The organism is Azospirillum sp. TSO5 (assembly GCF_003116065.1).
Lineage (GTDB): Bacteria > Pseudomonadota > Alphaproteobacteria > Azospirillales > Azospirillaceae > Azospirillum.
In genome coordinates this window covers 17,527-34,436 of the sequence record NZ_LGQY01000034.1, presented here as the reverse complement: position 1 = coordinate 34,436, position 16,910 = coordinate 17,527, and the positions used below count along the sequence as shown (strand labels likewise).

General features: G+C 68.2%; 16 protein-coding genes. 9 read left to right on the top strand and 7 right to left on the bottom strand.

Annotated elements, in window-relative coordinates:
* Positions 1–50: 50 nt before the first annotated feature.
* Genes TSO5_RS10870 through TSO5_RS10860 form a run of 3 tightly spaced genes read right to left on the bottom strand, consistent with a single transcriptional unit; the run spans position 51 to position 2,684 of the window.
* Positions 51–1,055 (bottom strand): transketolase family protein, encoded by a 1,005-nt coding sequence (locus TSO5_RS10870; protein WP_199230852.1) that lies wholly within the window; start codon positions 1,053–1,055, stop codon positions 51–53.
* Positions 1,052–1,909, bottom strand: coding sequence for a transketolase (locus tag TSO5_RS10865; RefSeq protein WP_109151603.1), 858 nt, complete (start codon positions 1,907–1,909; stop codon positions 1,052–1,054). Before TSO5_RS10865 ends, TSO5_RS10870 begins: the two co-directional genes overlap by 4 nt.
* A 25-nt stretch (positions 1,910–1,934) precedes the next feature.
* The gene (locus TSO5_RS10860) at positions 1,935–2,684 is read right to left on the bottom strand and encodes an SDR family oxidoreductase (RefSeq protein WP_109151602.1); all 750 of its coding nucleotides are present in this window, start codon (positions 2,682–2,684) and stop codon (positions 1,935–1,937) included.
* A gap of 207 nt (positions 2,685–2,891) precedes the next feature.
* Here TSO5_RS10860 and gcvA point away from each other — a divergent pair, with 207 nt between their 5' ends.
* Positions 2,892–3,845: a transcriptional regulator GcvA gene (gcvA, locus tag TSO5_RS10855; protein WP_109151601.1), complete on the top strand. Its 954-nt coding sequence runs from the start codon at positions 2,892–2,894 to the stop codon at positions 3,843–3,845.
* A gap of 2 nt (positions 3,846–3,847) precedes the next feature.
* Here gcvA and TSO5_RS10850 read toward each other — a convergent pair whose 3' ends face one another.
* Positions 3,848–4,345: a BLUF domain-containing protein gene (locus tag TSO5_RS10850; protein WP_109151600.1), complete on the bottom strand. Its 498-nt coding sequence runs from the start codon at positions 4,343–4,345 to the stop codon at positions 3,848–3,850.
* A gap of 217 nt (positions 4,346–4,562) precedes the next feature.
* Complete coding sequence (locus TSO5_RS10845) at positions 4,563–6,866, bottom strand: mechanosensitive ion channel domain-containing protein (RefSeq protein WP_109151599.1); 2,304 nt, start codon at positions 6,864–6,866, stop codon at positions 4,563–4,565.
* A 274-nt stretch (positions 6,867–7,140) separates the two neighbouring features.
* Between TSO5_RS10845 and TSO5_RS10840 the strand changes: the two genes are divergently transcribed.
* Positions 7,141–7,449, top strand: a complete 309-nt coding sequence (locus tag TSO5_RS10840; protein ID WP_085086524.1) for a putative quinol monooxygenase — start codon at positions 7,141–7,143, stop codon at positions 7,447–7,449.
* Positions 7,450–7,462: 13 nt separating this feature from the next.
* Here the strand turns inward: TSO5_RS10840 and TSO5_RS10835 are convergent, their stop codons facing one another.
* Complete coding sequence (locus tag TSO5_RS10835) at positions 7,463–8,050, bottom strand: TetR/AcrR family transcriptional regulator (RefSeq protein ID WP_109151598.1); 588 nt, start codon at positions 8,048–8,050, stop codon at positions 7,463–7,465.
* A gap of 157 nt (positions 8,051–8,207) precedes the next feature.
* Here TSO5_RS10835 and TSO5_RS10830 point away from each other — a divergent pair, with 157 nt between their 5' ends.
* From TSO5_RS10830 to TSO5_RS10805, 6 genes are all read left to right on the top strand, one after another.
* Positions 8,208–9,419, top strand: coding sequence for an acetyl-CoA C-acyltransferase (locus tag TSO5_RS10830; protein ID WP_109151597.1), 1,212 nt, complete (start codon positions 8,208–8,210; stop codon positions 9,417–9,419).
* A 174-nt stretch (positions 9,420–9,593) separates the two neighbouring features.
* Positions 9,594–10,877 (top strand): cytochrome c, encoded by a 1,284-nt coding sequence (locus tag TSO5_RS10825; protein WP_109151596.1) that lies wholly within the window; start codon positions 9,594–9,596, stop codon positions 10,875–10,877.
* Positions 10,874–11,365, top strand: a complete 492-nt coding sequence (locus tag TSO5_RS10820; protein ID WP_109151595.1) for a (2Fe-2S)-binding protein — start codon at positions 10,874–10,876, stop codon at positions 11,363–11,365. The genes TSO5_RS10825 and TSO5_RS10820 overlap by 4 nt, the downstream gene beginning before the upstream one ends.
* Positions 11,362–13,632, top strand: a complete 2,271-nt coding sequence (locus TSO5_RS10815) for a molybdopterin cofactor-binding domain-containing protein (RefSeq protein WP_109151594.1) — start codon at positions 11,362–11,364, stop codon at positions 13,630–13,632. The genes TSO5_RS10820 and TSO5_RS10815 overlap by 4 nt, the downstream gene beginning before the upstream one ends.
* Positions 13,633–13,646: 14 nt before the next feature.
* Positions 13,647–14,762: an FAD-dependent monooxygenase gene (locus TSO5_RS10810; protein WP_109151593.1), complete on the top strand. Its 1,116-nt coding sequence runs from the start codon at positions 13,647–13,649 to the stop codon at positions 14,760–14,762.
* 126 nt (positions 14,763–14,888) lie between these two features.
* On the top strand, positions 14,889–15,395 hold the full coding sequence (locus TSO5_RS10805) for an AraC family transcriptional regulator (RefSeq protein WP_158282400.1): 507 nt from the start codon (positions 14,889–14,891) through the stop codon (positions 15,393–15,395).
* 31 nt (positions 15,396–15,426) lie between these two features.
* On the opposite strand, the gene TSO5_RS10800 is transcribed toward TSO5_RS10805, so the two are convergent.
* Complete coding sequence (locus tag TSO5_RS10800; protein WP_109151591.1) at positions 15,427–16,083, bottom strand: response regulator; 657 nt, start codon at positions 16,081–16,083, stop codon at positions 15,427–15,429.
* 183 nt (positions 16,084–16,266) lie between these two features.
* On the opposite strand from TSO5_RS10800, the gene TSO5_RS10795 reads away from it, so the two are divergent.
* Positions 16,267–16,800: a response regulator gene (locus tag TSO5_RS10795; RefSeq protein WP_109151590.1), complete on the top strand. Its 534-nt coding sequence runs from the start codon at positions 16,267–16,269 to the stop codon at positions 16,798–16,800.
* Positions 16,801–16,910: the final 110 nt, after the last annotated feature.

Sequence of the window (16,910 nt, the reverse complement as noted above, 5' to 3'; positions counted from 1 at the left end):
TATGGATGTTTGTTGGTTGGTCGGGTGTGGTCGGGTGGACGGATGCCGGGTTACAGCCATCCCCTGATGCTGGCCGCCATGGCGTCGGTGGAGATGCCGTAGAGATCGTGCAGGGTCGGCAGGGCGCCGGCCTTCAGGAACTCGTCGGGCAGGCCGATCTGGCGGAAGACCGGGGCGACGCCGCCGCGCAGCAGGGTGCCGGCCACCGCCTCGCCCAACCCGCCGATGACGGTGTGGTTTTCCGCTACCACCACCATGCGGCCGGTGCGTGCCGCCTCGCGCAGGATGGTCTCGGTGTCGAGCGGCTTGATGGTGGGGACGTGCAGAACCGCGACGCCGACCTTGTCGGCCTCCAGCAGCTTGGCCACCTCCAGCGCCCGCATCGTCATGATGCCGGACGAGATGACCAGAACCTCGGCGCCGTCGCGCAGCAGCTTGGCCTTGCCGAGTTCGAACTTGTAATCGTACTCGTCCAGAACCAGCGGGACGTTGCCGCGCAGCAGCCGCATGTAGACCGGCCCGTTGTAGGCGGCCATGGCCGGCACCACCTGCTCGATCTCGTGGGCGTCGCAGGGGTCGATGACGACCATGTTCGGCATGGCGCGGAACAGCGCCAGATCCTCGGCCGCCTGATGGCTGGGACCATAGCCGGAGGTCAGGCCCGGCAGGGCGCAGGCGATCTTGACGTTGCGGTTCTCCTCCGCGATCGTCTGGTGGACGAAATCGTAGGCCCGGCGCGAGGCGAAGACGGCGTAGGTGGTGACGAAGGGCATCATGCCCTCATGCGCCATGCCGGACGCCGCCCCCATCAACAGCTGCTCGGCCATGCCCATCTGATAGAAGCGGTCCGGGTAGGCCTGGGCGAAGATGTGCAGGTCGGTGTATTTGGCGAGGTCGGCGGTCATGCCGACGATCTCGGTCCGCTGCTTCGCCAGTTCGACCAGCGCATGACCGAAGGGCGCCGCCTTGGTCCGCTGTCCCTCCGCCGCGATCGAGGCGATCATGGCGGAGGTCTTCAGGCGCGGCTTTGCAGTGGTGTTTGCAGCGGTGCTCATGCGGTCCTCCCGGCGTCGAGCGCATCCAGCGCCAGCTGCCATTCGTGCGCGTCGACGCGGATGAAGTGGTTCTTTTCGCGGGCTTCGAGGAAGGGCACGCCCTTGCCCATCTTGGTGTCGCAGACGATCATCCGCGGCTTGGGCTCGGGGTGCGACTTGGCGGCATCGAAGGCGGCGACCACCGCGTCCATGTCGTTGCCGTCGACCCGCTGAACGAACCAGCCGAAGGCCTCCAGCTTGTCCACCAGCGGCTCGAACGCCATCACCTGGGTGGAGGGGCCGTCGGCCTGCTGGTTGTTGACGTCGACGATGGCGATCATGTTGTCGAGCTTGTAATGGGCGGCCGACATGATGGCCTCCCACACCGATCCCTCGTCCAGTTCGCCGTCGGAGAACAGCGTGTAGACACGGGCAGCGGAATTCTTGCGCTTCAGCCCCAGGCCGATCCCGACCGCGATGCTGAGGCCGAGGCCGAGCGAGCCGCCCGACATCTCCATGCCCGGCGTGTAGCTGGCCATGCCCGACATCGGCAGGCGGCTGTCGTCGCTGCCGTAGGTCTCCAGCTCTTCGGCCGGGATGATGCCGGCCTCGATCAAGGCGGCGTACAGCGCGATGGCGTAATGGCCGTTGGACAGCAGGAAGCGGTCGCGCTCCTCCCAATGCGGGTCCTCGGGGCGATACTTCATGGCGTGGAAGTAGGAGACCGCCAGCACGTCGGCGATGTCCAGCGCCTGGCCGATATAGCCCTGCCCCTGCACCTCGCCCATCAGCAGAGCGTTGCGGCGGATGCGGTAGGCGCGTTCGGCCAGCGGCACATTGTGCCCGAGCGGGGTGGTGTCGAGTGCGGTGTCCACGGAAGGTGTCTCCAGCATTTCGGGATCAGTGGATCAGCATGCCGCCGTTGACGTCGAGCGTGGCGCCGGTGATGTAGGAGGACAGCTCCGACGCCAGGAACAGACAGGAGCGGGCCACATCCTCGGCGTCGCCCAGGCGGTTCAGCGGGATACCCTTCAGGATTTCCGTCCGCAGCTCGTCGGTCAGCTTGCCGCCGGTGATGTCGGTCTGGATCAGGCCCGGCGTCACCGAATTGACGCGGACATTGTCCGGTCCCAGTTCACGCGCCATCGCCTTGGCGAGGCCCAGCACGCCGGCCTTCGCCGCGCTGTAATGCGGGCCGCCGAAGATGCCGCCGCCGCGTTGCGCCGACACCGACGAGATGCAGACGATGGATCCGGACTTGCGCTCGCGCATGTGGGGGACGACGGCCTGGCTCATGTACAGCGTGCCGCGCAGGCTGACGTCGGTCACCGCCTCGTAATTCTTCGGGCCGATGTCCATGAACTTCAGCGGCTGGGTGATGCCGGCGTTGTTGACCAGCACGTCGATGCGGCCGAACTCCTCGACCACGCGGGACGCGGCGGCGAAGCAGGCGTCGCGATCGGTCACGTCACAGGCGAAGCCGCGGTGCGCCTCGCCCAGCTCGGCGGCGGCTTCAGCCGCCTGGGCGCCGTCGAGGTCCAGGATGATCGCGCGCCCGCCATGCAGCGCGAAAAGCCTTGCGGTCGCCCGGCCGATGCCGCGGCGCGACGCGGCGCCGGTGATCACGCAGACCTTGTTGGACAGCAGCATGCTCGCTCCCTCTTGTCGAAGCAGGCTCCGCCGTGGCGGCACAGGGGGTGCCGCGACGGAGCGTCGGTTTCGCTCGGTTGTGGTGATTTCGATCAGGCTGCCGATGATTCGTTCAGCCGATGATTGATGTGATCGTATGATCTTGAGATGAATTCGACAAACGAATAAGATCGCTCATCGATGAGCTGAATTCATCTGAAGGGTGCGATGCGGAAACGGGTCTCCATCAAGGCATTGCAAGCCTTCGAAGCCGCCGCGCGGCTCGGTTCCTTCGCGACCGCGGCGGAGGATCTGGGACTGACGCCGTCGGCGATCAGCCATCAGGTGAAAATTCTGGAGGAACAGTTAGGCCTTCCGCTGTTCCATCGTGTTCACCGCGCGGTCACCCTGACCGACGCCGGCCGGACCTATGCCAACGAGATCATCGGCGCCTTCGCCCGCATGGATGCGGCCACCCGCAACGTCACCAGCACCGGCAGCGGCACGACGATCCTCACCGTCCGGTCGATGCCCAGCTTCGCCACCCAATGGCTGATGCCGCGGCTGAACCGGGTCAAGGCGCTGCATCCCGCCATCGACATTCGCCTCCAGGCCTCGGTCTCGCCCATCGACCTGACAGCGGGGGCGGTCGACGTCGACATCCGCTACAACCCCGGACCGCCGCCGGCCGGCTGCGTGCTGGAACAGTTTCCGGAGGACATCATCGTCCCGATGTGCTCGCCGGCGCTGGCGAACGGCCTCAACCCGATCCGGGAGCCGAAGGACCTCAGCCGCCACGTCCTGATCCATTCGGAGGTCAACATCCTGGGCTGGCGCGACTGGATGCGCCGCCATCGCAGCGTCCATCTGGACATGGAGCGCGGTCTGCGCTTCGACCGCTCCTTCATGGCGATCAACGCCGCGGTGAACGGGATGGGCGTGTGCCTGGACAGCCTGCTGCTCGCACGGCAGGAACTTCAGTCCGGCCAGCTCGTCGTCCCCTTCCCCACCCACGGGCTGCGGGCGCAGGGGCATGGCTTCGTCACGCTGAAATCGACCGCCGCGTTGCCGAAAATCCAGCTGTTCCGCGACTGGCTGTTCGGCGAGCTGGAAGCCGGACGCGAATGGGAGGAGCAGTATCTCGGTTCCCTGGGCGCGGTCGGCAGTTCCGCCGAGGATTGACCTCAACGGCGGAGCATGTGGCCGATCCGCGGGATTCTTCCCGGCCTTGCGCCCGCCGGCGGTGGCTCGACCTTCGCTTGCGTACAGGCATACTGATAGGCCATGGCCAGCAGCCCAAGGGCAAAAGCCGGTTCCAATGCCCGGGAGGACAGCAATTCGTCACAGGAGAATCCCGTCCCGAACACGGTTTGCCAGAACACGTCGTCGTCCAGGAACATCACGTTCATCGACCAGGCCCCGAACCGTCGTCGATCCAGTCCGTTTTCGGAATAGACGATCTCCATTTGGTCGTGCCGCGTGTCGTGACGGATCCGACTGAATGTTTCGTCGACTTCGCGGGTTTCCCCTTCGATAGCCTCCAGGAAAACCCCGCCGCATTCGACCATGAACCCGGTGACCCCAGCCTTCCTGTTGTTCCTGGCGGAGGCCAGACACAACTTTTGAATGTCGGTGTAGGAGAGCAACTTCGTCAATTGGCTGCGAAAGACGATTTGCAACATGTCAGTTCTCTCCACCGGAGAAGCTCTGAACTGTTCGGATTCTAACTTTTCCGCTTTAAATTATTCCAATTTAAAAATCTGTCATCGCACAAAAAAGCAGCATCGCTTTCCGTGCGGAAACGACAACGAATGGCTGTTCGCGCACGGACCTTTCGGTCAGGCAGCGTGCGGCCACGATCCGGCCAGCCTAGGCGGGAAGCGCGGCCGCACGCTGCAGTCACTCCGCGGCTTCGCCATAGGCGCTTGCCCTGGACATCCCATTCGACGCGATGTGAAGAATGCGTTGCGGAAACGGGATGGCAATCCCCAACTCTCCGAAGCGCTTCTTCATGCGCCCGTTGAATTCACGGCCGACAGTCCATTGCTGGATCGGCAGGGTCTTGATGCGCGCCTTGATCAGGACGGCGGAGTCCTGGAAGGCATCGACTCCCAGCACCTCCAGCGGTTCCAGGATCAGCGGGGCGAAGCGCTGGTCGGCGCGCATTCCCGCCCCGATCTCGTGCAGCACCGACACCACGCGGTCGACATCCTCGCGATAGGCCACGGTGACGTCGAACACATAAAAGCTGAAGTCCTTGGTCATGTTGGAGATGCTGGTCACCGCGCTGAACGGCACGGTGTGCACCGTTCCGTCGAAATCGCGCAGACGGATGGTGCGGATGGTGATGCCCTCCACCAGTCCGCCCTTGCCGCCGACATTGACCACGTCGCCGACCGAGATGGTGTCCTCGAACAGAATGAACAGGCCGGTGATGACGTCCTTCACCAGCGTCTGGGCACCGAAGCCGACGGCCAGACCGACGACACCGGCACCGGCCAGCAACGGCCCGATGTCCAACCCCAGTTCCGACAGGGTGATCAACGTCACGAAGGTGAGCAGCACCACCATCAGGGCGTTGCGCAGAAGCGGCAGCAGGGTGCGGATGCGCGCGCTTCGCTGGATGGCATGTCCATAGCGGTCGGTGGTCGCCAGATTCCGCTCGATCACGGCGTTGGTCAGCTCCCAAACCGCGAGCGCGATGGCGGCCACCAGCAGGATGGCGAGGCCGGACGCCAGGAACCGCCAGCCCATCGCCGTTTCCAGTGTCCCACGCACGTCCAGCCCCCAGGCGTCCAGCACGACCAGTCCGGTCACCGCCGCCAACGCCCAGTGCAGCAGCCGCGTGCCGGGCCCGATGTAACGCTTTATCCGCCGATCGCCCAAGGTGGAACGCTGACGGTCCAGGCGCAGCCGCAGCGCCGTGGAGCCACGCGCGATCCCGCGCCCGACCATCCGGGCCACCACGACCGCGACCAGCGACACGGCGGTGGCGCGAAGAACGAACCACAACCCACCTTCGACATCCAGCGCCCAGATGCCGAACAATGCGACGATGTAGAGGATGGCGACGGCATGCCAGACATTGGCCAGACGCCGACCGGCGGCGCGCAGAAGGCGGCCGGGGCGCGTTGTCCTCACCGCCGGCGCCGCGGCCTGCCCATGCTCCACAGGCGGGGGAACGGCCGAAATCTCCCCGCGCAGCCAGGAGGCGACGGCGGCACGGCTTTGCAGAACCAGCGCCGTCAGCATGAGGGCATCGGCGAAACCGACCAGCTTGACCAGCGTGTCGTAGGACTGCTCGGGCAGCCCCAGCGTGCGCGCCGTCCCGGCTGCGAACAGGCCATAGACGGTGGAGACCGCGATGGCGCGGCTCCACACCAGCAGCCGACGCGCCGCCTCATCGCTCATGGGAATCAGCCGCAGGTTGGTGGAGCGCGGCGACAGCAGCCCCCGCATCACCAGGACCACGACCTGCACGAACAGGCTGGCGTTCAGGAAGGCAATGCCCAACAGCCGCACCGTGCCGGGCGGGTCGATCAACACCAGCACGCCGAAGCCCGCCACGGCGAAGGCGGCGATCGGGGCCAGATCCATCAGCGCACGGACGAGCAGCAGCGGAACCTTGGCGATGGCGGAATGGAACGGCCGTGCCGCCAGGACCGACCGGGGCCGGCGCAGCAGGTGCGTCGCGACCAGCCGGGCGGCATGTCCGCCCACCACGACCAGGGCCAGTTCGGCGAACAGCCAGGCCCATGTCGCCTGCCGCGCCGGGTCCAGCGCCTGCCGCTGCAGCCAGCGCATGCCCTGCGGAGCATTCAGCACCACCTCGCCGGTCGTCCGGACCTCCTGCCCCAAATCGTCCAGGCGCGAGGACAGCAGGGTCAGCAGGCGGGTGCCCAGCCCCTCCGGCTCCCGGTCGGGTTTCACCGCCTGTTCGGCCTGCTGCAAAGCCTTGAGCTGATCGAGCAGCGCCTCGCGCTTGGCCGGGGTCTCCAGCGAATCGATCAGTCGTCCGATCTCTTTCGGGCTTGGGTCCTGCGCCGTCGCCGGCGCAACCGGCGGGGACTGCGCAAAGGCGGAGCCTGCCGTTGCGATGACGGACAGGAACAGGAAAGCGAGGCAGATCAGGGTGATGAAAAGGCGGTTTGTTCGTCCGCGGCGGTCTGCGGGCGCTTGCGCGCTGCATTCGACAAAAGCCATGGTCTCCCGGGGCGTTGGATAAAAACGTGGATGGGCGATCCGAGGACAACAAGCGGGGAAAGCCTCCTGTCACGCATCCACGCGCTCTGGGACGGCATAGCCCGTACGCAAGAACGCCGATCACCAACAGGCCAGGGTGGAACGTCCGGCCGCCGAGGTAGCCGAACCTCGCGCACGGGTGCGGACGCGCCGCGGCGGGTTGCCAGGAACCCGTCCATGGGCCAGTCTGGCCGCAGCCACCGTTCCGTCAGCCACCCTAAAGGGAAACACCGCAATGAGCGTTCCGCCGAGCGATCAGGTGCAACTCGTCGCCTATCTCGTCGCCAAGCCCGGTCAGGAGCAGGCATTGGCCGACGCCATCACCGCCATCGTCCCGGCCGTGTTGAAGGAGCCGGGCTGCCTCGCCTACTCCGCCCATGTCAACCGCGAACGGCCCGGCACCATCGTGATGTACGAGGTCTGGCAGGATCAGGCCGCACTCGACACCCATGCCAAGGGCGCGGCCTTCACCGGCCTCGCCGCGCAGTTCGATACTCTGCTGGGCGAACCGCTGCGGATCGAGTTGCTGCGCCGCATCGCCTGACCTGAGCCGCCGGCTATTCGCCGGCCGCTCCCGACCTGCCGAGACGCTCGCGTGCCGCCTCCAAGATCTCCTCCGACAGGGTGGGATCGTCGACGGCGCGCGCGAGGATCAGCGCGCCGACCATCCCTGACAGGGTGGCGAGGGCGGCCTTGCGCTTTGCCTCCGCCGAGCGGCCCGGCACCAGCCGTTGCAGCCTGTCGATGAACGGGCGAAGGCCCCGGGTAAAGGCGCCGCGCACCGCCCCGCCCTGCCGGGACACATCGACGCCGAGCGCGGCAATTGGACAGCCGGCGGCGCTGTGGTCGCGGTGACGCGGCGACAGGTAACCGTCCAGCAAGGCCGCCAGCGCCTCGTCCCCCGGCGGCGTCTCAGCCGAATCGTTCCAGCGCTCCGCCATCACATCCATCGCGCGGGCACAGGCCTCCGCCGCCAGATCCTCCTTGGACGCGAACTGGCCGTAGAACCCGCCATGGGTCAGCCCGGCTTCCTTCATCAGGTCGGCGACACCGATCCCATTGAATCCCCGCTCGCGGAACAGCCCGCTTGCCACCTCCACCACCCGGCGCCGGTTCTCCGCCGCCTGCTCCTTGCTCACGCGCATGATGCACCTTCCGTGACCGGACCTTGACCGGCGCCATTTCCGAAAATCGCCTGAAGACCCGTTGACAAATTATATGACGATCATCATCAATTATGCAAACATGACGATCGTCATTTAATCTGCGCCCCGTCGGGATGCAGCCCCGGAGACCACGACCATGCACACCCCCTCCACTCCCCTTTCCAGCCAGGATCCCGTCGTCATCGTGTCCGCCGTCCGCACGCCGCTCGGGCGCTTTCAGGGAGAGCTTGCGGCACTGCCGGCAACCGCACTCGGCGCGCACGCCATCGCGGCGGCGGTGGAACGGGCCGGCCTGCCGCCCGCCAGCGTCGGCGAGGTGCTGATGGGCTGCGTCCTGCCGGCGGGACAGGGGCAGGCACCGGCCCGGCAGGCGGCCCGCGGCGCCGGACTGCCCGATGCGACGGGCGCCACGACCATCAACAAGGTCTGCGGTTCGGGCATGAAGGCCACCATGCTGGCCCATGACCTGATCCGCGCCGGTTCGGCCGACATCGTGGTGGCCGGCGGCATGGAGTCGATGACCAACGCCCCCTATCTGCTGGCGAAGGCACGCGGCGGCTATCGCATCGGCCATGACCGGCTGCTGGACCACATGATGCTGGACGGGCTGGAGGACGCCTATGAGGGCGGCCGGGCCATGGGCGATTTCGGCGAGGCGACGGCCGAGGCCTACGGCTTCACCCGCGCCGAACAGGACGCCTATGCGGCTCAAACGCTGACACGCGCCCGGACGGCGGTGGAAAGCGGCGCCTTCGCGGCGGAGATCGTGCCCGTCGCCATGCCCGCCAAAGGCGGCGACCGGCTGGTCGGACAGGACGAGATTCCGCTGAAGGTCTCGCCCGACAAAATCCCGGCGCTGAAACCGGCCTTCCGCCGCGACGGGACGATCACCGCCGCCAGCTCGTCCGCAAATGCCGACGGTGCCGCGGCGCTGGTGCTGACCCGTCGCTCGGTCGCCGAAGCCGCCGGCCTGCCGATCCTGGCGGAGATCCGCGGCCACGCCACCCACAGCCAGGATCCGGCGTGGTTCACCACCGCCCCCATTCCGGCGATCCGCAAATTGCTGGACAAGGTCGGCTGGTCGGTGGACGACGTCGACCTGTTCGAGATCAACGAGGCCTTCGCCGTTGTCGCCATGGCGGCACAGCGTGACCTCGGCATCGCGTCCGACCGGCTGAACGTCAATGGCGGGGCCTGCGCGCTCGGCCATCCCATCGGCGCCACCGGCGCGCGGCTGATCGTGACGCTGCTGCACGCTCTGGCGGCGCGCGGACTAACCCGCGGCGTGGCCTCTCTGTGCATCGGCGGCGGAGAAGCCACGGCCATCGCCATCGAGCGCAACGGCTGAGGCTTCCGGGCAGACCGGGCGAACCGAAACTGCTGGACCAACGGCGTAGGGGCGTGCGGGTTTCGTTCAAAAATCCCGCGTCCATTCTTCAATACGACTGCCGCACGTTCCGGCACCCTCCCTGGACTTATCCGCCCACCCACGAGGCATGCGGCGGACCAGAGGAGGTGCAGCATGAAACCAACGCGATGGGCAGCCGGTGGCGCATTGGCCTGCCTTGCCGGCGTCGGCGCGTTCCTGGGGATCGCCTACCGAAGCGGCCTGCCCACCGTTCCCACGCCCAAGGCCACCGACTTCCCGGCGGAACTGGTGTCCCGCGGTGCTGCGCTGGCCACGGTCGGCGACTGCATCGTCTGCCACACCGCCGACGGGGGTGTCGCTTACGCCGGCGGCCGGGCATTGGCGACGCCGTTCGGCACGCTCTATTCCACCAACATCACGCCGGACCCGGAAACCGGGATCGGCGGATGGTCGAAGGAGGCTTTCAAACGCGCCATGCGCGACGGGGTGTCGCGTGACGGCCGTCATCTCTATCCCGCATTGCCCTACGACCATTACCGCCGGGTGCATGACGGGGATCTGGATGCGATCTACGCCTTCCTGATGACCCGGCCGGCGGCCTCCGCTCCGGCCAAGGCGAACGACCTGATCTTTCCGCTGGGCTTCCGGCCGCTGCTGGCCGGCTGGAAGCTTCTGTTCCTGCATCAGGACGAATTCACGCCGCGGCCGGACCGCGATGCGGAGTGGAACCGCGGCGCCTATCTCGCCGAAGGTCTCGGCCATTGCAGCAGCTGCCACAGCCCGCGCAACCTTGCGGGCGCCGAGGAGACGGGCAGCAGCGCTTATTCCGGCGGCGTGGCCGAGGGCTGGGTCGCTCCCGCACTGAACGGCGCCAGCCCGGCCGCCGTACCCTGGACGGCCGACAGCCTGTTCACCTATCTGCGCACCGGCGTGGACGGTCGTCATGGCGCCGCCGCCGGGCCGATGGGACCGGTGGTGCATGGCCTGTCCCGCGCGCCGGAGGCCGACGTCCGCGCCATCGCCACCTACATCGCCTCACTGTCGGCGGACCGTGCCGCTCCGAAAGCGCTCTCCCCTCCGGACCGCGCGGCGGAGGCGGCCAAGGCGAACCCGGCCGGCGCCTCGCTGTTCGCCGGGGCCTGCGCCGGCTGCCACGAGGGTGGCGCGCCGATGATGACGCAGGGCCGGCCCGGCCTGTCGACGGTGACCGCCCTGCAGCTCGACCGGCCCGACAACGCGATCCGCGCCATCCTGCAAGGCATCCACCCGCCCACCGGACCGGCCGGACCGACGATGCCGCCCTTTGCCGCCAGCCTGACCGACGCGCAGGTCGCCGACCTCGCCGCCTATCTGCGATCCCGCTTCAGCGACCGCCCGGCCTGGACCTCGCTGGCGACGGCGGCCGCCACGGTCCGCAAGGAGGACTCCCAGCCATGACCGTCACCCTCACCGTCAACGGCGCCGAGCACGCGCTGGACATCGACCCGGCCACGCCGCTGCTCTATGTGCTGCGCGACGACCTGGAACTGAACGGGGCCAAATACGGCTGCGGCCTCGGCCAATGCGGCGCCTGCACCGTGCACATCGACGGCAAGCCCGCCTTCTCCTGCCTGACGCCGGTCGGCGCCGTTGCCGGCCGCCGTATCCGCACGGTGGAGGGGCTGGGCAGCGCCGAGGCCCCCGGCTTGCTTCAGCAGGCGTTCGAGAAGGAACAGGCCGCCCAGTGCGGCTACTGCATCGCCGGAATGCTGATGCGCGCGCAGGCCCTGCTCGACCGCGTTCCCGACCCCGACGAGGCGCAGATCCGCGCCCACATGCAGACCAATCTCTGCCGTTGCGGCACCCATATGCGCATCCTGCGCGCCATCAGCCGCGCCGTCGCCATGCGCAAGGGTACCCAAGCGGCGCAGGAGGTGCGGCCATGAGTCCGGTCCTGTCATCCGTCTCCCGCCGCGGCTTCCTGACCGGCGGCGCCCTGGTGGTGTCCTTCGCCCTAACGCCCAGGGCCTTCGCCCAGCTTGCCGGTGGCGGCGAGGGCGGTGCAGGCCCGGCCGTCGTGGCGCCCGACCTGAAGGGCAGCCTGAAATCGACGCCTTGGCTCGACGCCTGGATCCGCATCGACGCCGATGGCCGGGTCACCGTCTTCACCGGCAAGGTGGAGCTGGGCCAGGGCATCCGCACCGCACTGATCCAGGTCGCGGCGGAGGAATTGGACATCCCGCCCACTGCCATCACTCTGGTCACCGCCGACACTGAACGCACGCCGGACGAGGGGCTGACCGCCGGCAGCCATTCCATGCAGGACAGCGGCACCGCGATTCAGAACGCCGCCGCCAACGTCCGCATGCTGCTGGCGGCCGAGGCGGCACGGGTTTGGGGCCTGCCGGCCGATCAGGTCACCACCGGCGGCGACGGCAGGCTGCACGCGCCGGACGGCAGGTCCCTGCCCTATGGTGAAGTCGCGGCGCGGCTGTCGCTGCATGTGCAGGCGGAGCCCGACGCGCCGCTGCGCCGGCCTTCCGATTACCGCACGCTGGGCCGGGAATTGCCGCGGATCGACATCCCGGCCAAGCTGACCGGCGGTGCCGCCTATCTGCACGACATGCGCCTGCCCGGCATGCTGCACGCCCGCGTCGTCCGCGGCCCCAGCGTCGGCACCAGCCTGCAATCGCCCGATCTCGACGCCGTCGCCCGTATGCCGGGCGTGGTGAAGATCGTCCGGCAGGGTGGATTCCTCGCTGTGGTGGCGGAGCGGCAATGGACGGTGATTCAGGTCCTGCGTCACCTGCAACGGGCAACCTACGCCCGCGCCACGCAACCGCCCCTGCCATCGGATGGCACCGGCGACGCCGTGGCGGCGACGCTGAAGGCGCTGCCGGCCCGCGACATCCCGATCATGGACACCAGCGATCCGGCGGGACCGCCCGTCCACAGAGTCAAGGCGCGCTACACCCGGCCCTGGATCAGCCACGGCTCCATCGGACCGTCCTGCGCCATCGCGCAGTATGTTGACGGCACGATGACCGTCTGGACCCACAGCCAGGGCACCTTCGACGTCCGCCGCGTCGTCGCCGAACTGCTCGGCCTGCCGCCGGAGAAGGTCCACGCCATCCATGCCGAGGGCGCCGGCTGCTATGGCCAGAACGGCGCCGACGACGTCGCGGCCGACGCGGCGGTGATCGCCAAGGCCCTGCCGGGCCACCCCATTCGCCTGCAATGGATGCGCGAGCAGGAGTTCGGCTGGGAACCGCTCGGCCCCGGCATGATGACGGAGCTGGAGGCGGCGCTGAGCGCCGACAACCGCATCGTCTCCTGGCGCCACGCGGTCTGGAGCAACCCGCACAACAACCGCCCGGTCGGAGCCGGCGGCGTGCTGGCCGGCAACGAGGCCGACCCGCCCTTCCCCACTCCCGAAGGCAAGCCGATCCCAATGCCGGAAGGCGACGGCAGCCGCAACTCCAACCCGCTCTACAGCTTCGCCAACACCCATGTCGTCTATCATTTCCTGAAGGACATGCCGGCGCGCGTTTCCGCCTTGCGGTCGCTGGGCGCGCATCTGAACGTCTTTTCCATCGAAAGCATGCTGGACGAACTGGCCGCGGGGGCCGGCATCGACCCGCTGGCGATCCGCCTCGACCATATGCGGGACGAACGGGCGCGCGACGTGATGCAGGCGGCGGCCGACCGCTTCGGCTGGTCGAAACGGCCGAGAGGCGACGGCCGGCGCGGCTGCGGCATGGCCTTCGCCCGCTACAAGAATCTCGGCGCCTACTGCGCGGTGGCGATGGAGGTGGAGGTCGATCGCGAGACCGGCCGGACGCGGGTCCGCCGCGCCGTCGCTGCAGTCGATTGCGGCCAGCCCGCCAACCCCGACGGCGTGCGCAACCAGATCGAGGGCGGACTGGTGCAGTCGCTCAGTTGGACCGGCCGGGAGGCGGTACGCTTCGCCGCCGACCACCGCGCCAGTTTCGACTGGAGCAGCTATCCCATCCTGCGCTTCGACGACGTGCCGGGATCGGTCGAGGTGGTGGTGATGGACCGCCCCGGCGCGCCGTTCCTCGGCACCGCCGAGGCGGCGCAGGGACCGTCCGCCGCCGCCTTGGCCAACGCCATCGCCGATGCCACCGGCGTTCGCCTGCGCGACATGCCGCTCAGCCCCGAACGGCTCAAGGCCGCGCTTGGTCCCGTATGAGAAGGGAAAAGACCATGAAGACCCTGCGTGTGAGGATCGTCGGCGGCTCCGTCGGCGGTCTGTTCGCCGCCGCCCTGCTGCGGCAGGAGGGGCACGACGTCCGCCTCTATGAGCGCTCCAGCGGCGGACTGGCCGGCCGCGGCGCCGGGCTGGTCGGCCAGCGCGACCTGTTCGCCCTGCTCCGTGCGGTGGGCTGCGAGCATGTGGCCCATGTCGGCGTCGTCGCCCACGAGCGCATCTTCCTCGACCGCGCCGGCGAAATCCGGAACCGGCAGGCGACGCCGCAGATGCAGATCTCCTGGGATCATCTCTACGCCACGATGCGCAGCAAGGTGCCCGACGACGCCTATGTCCTGGGCCGCACCGTCCTGGGGGTGGAGCAGGACGAAGTTTCCGCCAGCCTGCGCTTCCACGACGGCAGCCGGGAGGAGGCCGATCTGGTGATCGGTGCCGACGGGCTGGGCTCGATCGTCCGCTGCGCTGTGGTGGGCAAACATGCTGCCAACGAGTACGCGGGGTATGTCGCGTGGCGCGGGCTGGTGCCGGAACGTGATCTGCCGGCGGAGGCTGCCATCCTGCTGGACCGCTTCGCCTTCTACGACATGCCGCAATCGCACACACTGGGCTATCTGGTCACCGGGCCGGCGGCGGAGACCGCGGTGGGGGAGCGGCGCTACAACTGGGTTTGGTACCGGCGCGTGGCGGCGGCAGACCTGCCGGCGCTGCTGACCGACGCCCAGGGACGCCACCATCCCTATTCGCTGGCGCCCGGACAGGTGTCGAAGACATTGGCTGCAAGGCTGCGGCAGGATGCGGCGGAGCTGCTGCCGCCCCCCTTCGCCGCGGCAATCGCGGCGGAGCCCCGCCCCTTCGTCCAGGCCATCTTCGATTACGAGGTGCCGGCGATGACACGCGGTCGGGTGGCTTTGCTGGGCGATGCAGCCTTCGTGGTCCGTCCCCACACGGCGATGGGCGTCGCCAAGGCGGCGGGCGACGCCATGGCGCTGGCTCGGCACCTGTCCGCCCACCGGGAGATCGAGACCGCCCTGCAAGCCTACAACGAGGAGCGCCATCCCGCCGGCGCCGCCATCGCCGCCTATGGGCGCCGGCTGGGCGCGATGCTGGAGTGAGCCATCACACCAAGGGCTAGCAACCGTAAAGCCATGGCACGGGGCGGGCGACCCCAGCGTGCGATTCCGCGACGCACCCCAGGCCGACGAAACTCCCTGCACGCCATGTCACGCAGGGAGCCCCCGATGCTTCAGCAAGTCGCCGCCGATGACAGGACGGTCGCCACGCTGGTGACCCGCGCCCTTGCCGTGCTGGACCATGACCCCAACGGCGCGCGGCTCTGCCTCGACCGGCTCGCCTCCCTGGTTGCGGACCGGCGGAGCCAGCCGGCAGTCATCGCCACCCTGTCCCAGTCCAGAGGAGGGCTCACGTCCCGGCAGCTCCGCCGAGTGACCGAACATATCGAGGTCAACATCGCCGGACCGATAAGGGTGGAGACGCTGGCCGCCCTCGTCGGGCTCGGCAGCGGACGCTTCACCGACGCCTTCAAGGCGAGCACGGGCGAGACACCCCACGCCTACATCATCGGACGGCGGGTGAGATTGGCCCAGCGCCTGATGCTGGAAACCGACGAGCCGCTCTGCCAGATCGCCTTCAGCTGCGGCTTTTCCGATCAGGCCCACCTGACGCGCCTGTTCGGCCGGGCAGTCGGCCAGACACCGATGCGGTGGCGCAAGGCGGCGCGGCGTTAGCACGGCGCCGAACCCCGGGCCGGCGGACGTCTCAGCCGCGGTTTATGCCGAGCGCTTCGGCCAGCCGCACGAGGTCGGCGAGCGCCCGCACCCCCAGCTTCTTCATGAGGCTGGAGCGGTGGAGCTTCACGGTGATTTCGCTGATGCCAAGCTCGGCCGCCACCTGCTTGTTCAGAAGGCCGCGGGTCACCCCCGCCATCACCTCCTTCTCGCGCGGGGTCAGGGCGTCGTAGCGGGCGCGGCCGTCGGCAAGGATGCGGTCCTGACCGCGCCGTTCGCCGTCCCGGGTCAGCGCCGCCTCCACCGCGTCCAGCATTTCCTGGTCCCGGAAGGGTTTGGTCATGAAATCGAAGGCGCCCGCCTTCATCGCCTGCACCGACATGGGGATGTCGCCGTGGCCGGTGATGAAGATGATCGGCACGCGGATGCCGCGCGCGTTCAGCTGGGCCTGGAATTCCAGCCCGCTCATCCGCGGCATGCGGATGTCCATCACCATGCAGCAGGTCACGTCGGAGAACTGGGCATCCATTACGTCCTGGGCCGAGGCGAACAGACGGGTTTCCAGCCCGACCGAACGGAACAGGCTGTCCAGCGACGAACGCAGCAGCGGATCGTCATCGACGATCAGCACGATCCTGCGGTCCGAAATGGTCTGCTCGGCCGGTCGGCCGGCCGTGGCGGGGTGCATGGTCTACGATCACTCGCTGTTGCGGCGGCAGGGTTGCGGCGGCAGGTTCCGACGCCCGGGCAACCGGAGAACCGGCTGGCGTGCGAAGGGGCCGCGCCATGATGAACCGCGCCCCCCGCGTCCGGCACCTAACCTTTGGTATGGGGTTCCCCCACCCAAGGTTCGCAGGCACCTCGCGGACGTATGGTTCTGCCGGCCGATAAAGTCGCCCATAGTGAAGGCGGCATTTCCCTCCGTCAGCAAGGCCGCCGCCATGAGCCCATCGGGCTGCCCGTTCCCGTCCGCACCGGCCGCAGCCTCTCCGGCTGGGGATGCCGGCCGTTAGCCGCGATGCATCCGGCCCCCGCCCGCGCGACCATTGCGATCGTCGAGGACGACCCGATCGTCCGCAACAGCCTGGGCAGCCTGATCCGCTCCTTCGGCTATCGCATCTCGCTGTTCGCCTGCGCCGAGGACTTCCTTGACTGCCCGCCCGCCGGCGTCGGCTGTCTGATCTCGGACGTCACCATGCCGGGGATGAGCGGATTAGACCTGCAGGTGGCCGTCAAGGCCCGCATGCCGGAGATTCCGGTCCTTCTGCTGACGGCGTTCCCGGACCCTCGGATGCGCGACCGGGCGATGGCATCGGGCACCCGCCTGTTCCTGGAGAAACCCGTCGATCCCGACGATCTCCACGCCATCCTGCACCGGATCCTGGAGGACAGCGAAACGGCCTGACGCACCGCCCCTATCCCTTTCGGAGAGGGGCATAAGCCGTTTGGCGGTTATACGGCCGTCGATGACTGATGTATCACCGGATCGGGATCCCTTTCACGCAGCCAGCAAGG

Bases quoted from the DNA above. Each gene is read 5' to 3' on its own strand.
- TSO5_RS10870 (WP_199230852.1), bottom strand. From the start codon at position 1,055: ATGAGCACCGCTGCAAACACCACTGCAAAGCCGCGCCTGAAGACCTCC.
- TSO5_RS10860 (WP_109151602.1), bottom strand. From the start codon at position 2,684: ATGCTGCTGTCCAACAAGGTCTGCGTGATCACCGGCGCCGCGTCGCGC.
- gcvA (WP_109151601.1), top strand. From the start codon at position 2,892: ATGCGGAAACGGGTCTCCATCAAGGCATTGCAAGCCTTCGAAGCCGCC.
- TSO5_RS10850 (WP_109151600.1), bottom strand. From the start codon at position 4,345: ATGTTGCAAATCGTCTTTCGCAGCCAATTGACGAAGTTGCTCTCCTAC.
- TSO5_RS10845 (WP_109151599.1), bottom strand. From the start codon at position 6,866: ATGGCTTTTGTCGAATGCAGCGCGCAAGCGCCCGCAGACCGCCGCGGA.
- TSO5_RS10840 (WP_085086524.1), top strand. From the start codon at position 7,141: ATGAGCGTTCCGCCGAGCGATCAGGTGCAACTCGTCGCCTATCTCGTC.
- TSO5_RS10835 (WP_109151598.1), bottom strand. From the start codon at position 8,050: ATGCGCGTGAGCAAGGAGCAGGCGGCGGAGAACCGGCGCCGGGTGGTG.
- TSO5_RS10830 (WP_109151597.1), top strand. From the start codon at position 8,208: ATGCACACCCCCTCCACTCCCCTTTCCAGCCAGGATCCCGTCGTCATC.
- TSO5_RS10825 (WP_109151596.1), top strand. From the start codon at position 9,594: ATGAAACCAACGCGATGGGCAGCCGGTGGCGCATTGGCCTGCCTTGCC.
- TSO5_RS10820 (WP_109151595.1), top strand. From the start codon at position 10,874: ATGACCGTCACCCTCACCGTCAACGGCGCCGAGCACGCGCTGGACATC.
- TSO5_RS10815 (WP_109151594.1), top strand. From the start codon at position 11,362: ATGAGTCCGGTCCTGTCATCCGTCTCCCGCCGCGGCTTCCTGACCGGC.
- TSO5_RS10810 (WP_109151593.1), top strand. From the start codon at position 13,647: ATGAAGACCCTGCGTGTGAGGATCGTCGGCGGCTCCGTCGGCGGTCTG.
- TSO5_RS10805 (WP_158282400.1), top strand. From the start codon at position 14,889: ATGCTTCAGCAAGTCGCCGCCGATGACAGGACGGTCGCCACGCTGGTG.
- TSO5_RS10800 (WP_109151591.1), bottom strand. From the start codon at position 16,083: ATGCACCCCGCCACGGCCGGCCGACCGGCCGAGCAGACCATTTCGGAC.
- TSO5_RS10795 (WP_109151590.1), top strand. From the start codon at position 16,267: ATGGTTCTGCCGGCCGATAAAGTCGCCCATAGTGAAGGCGGCATTTCC.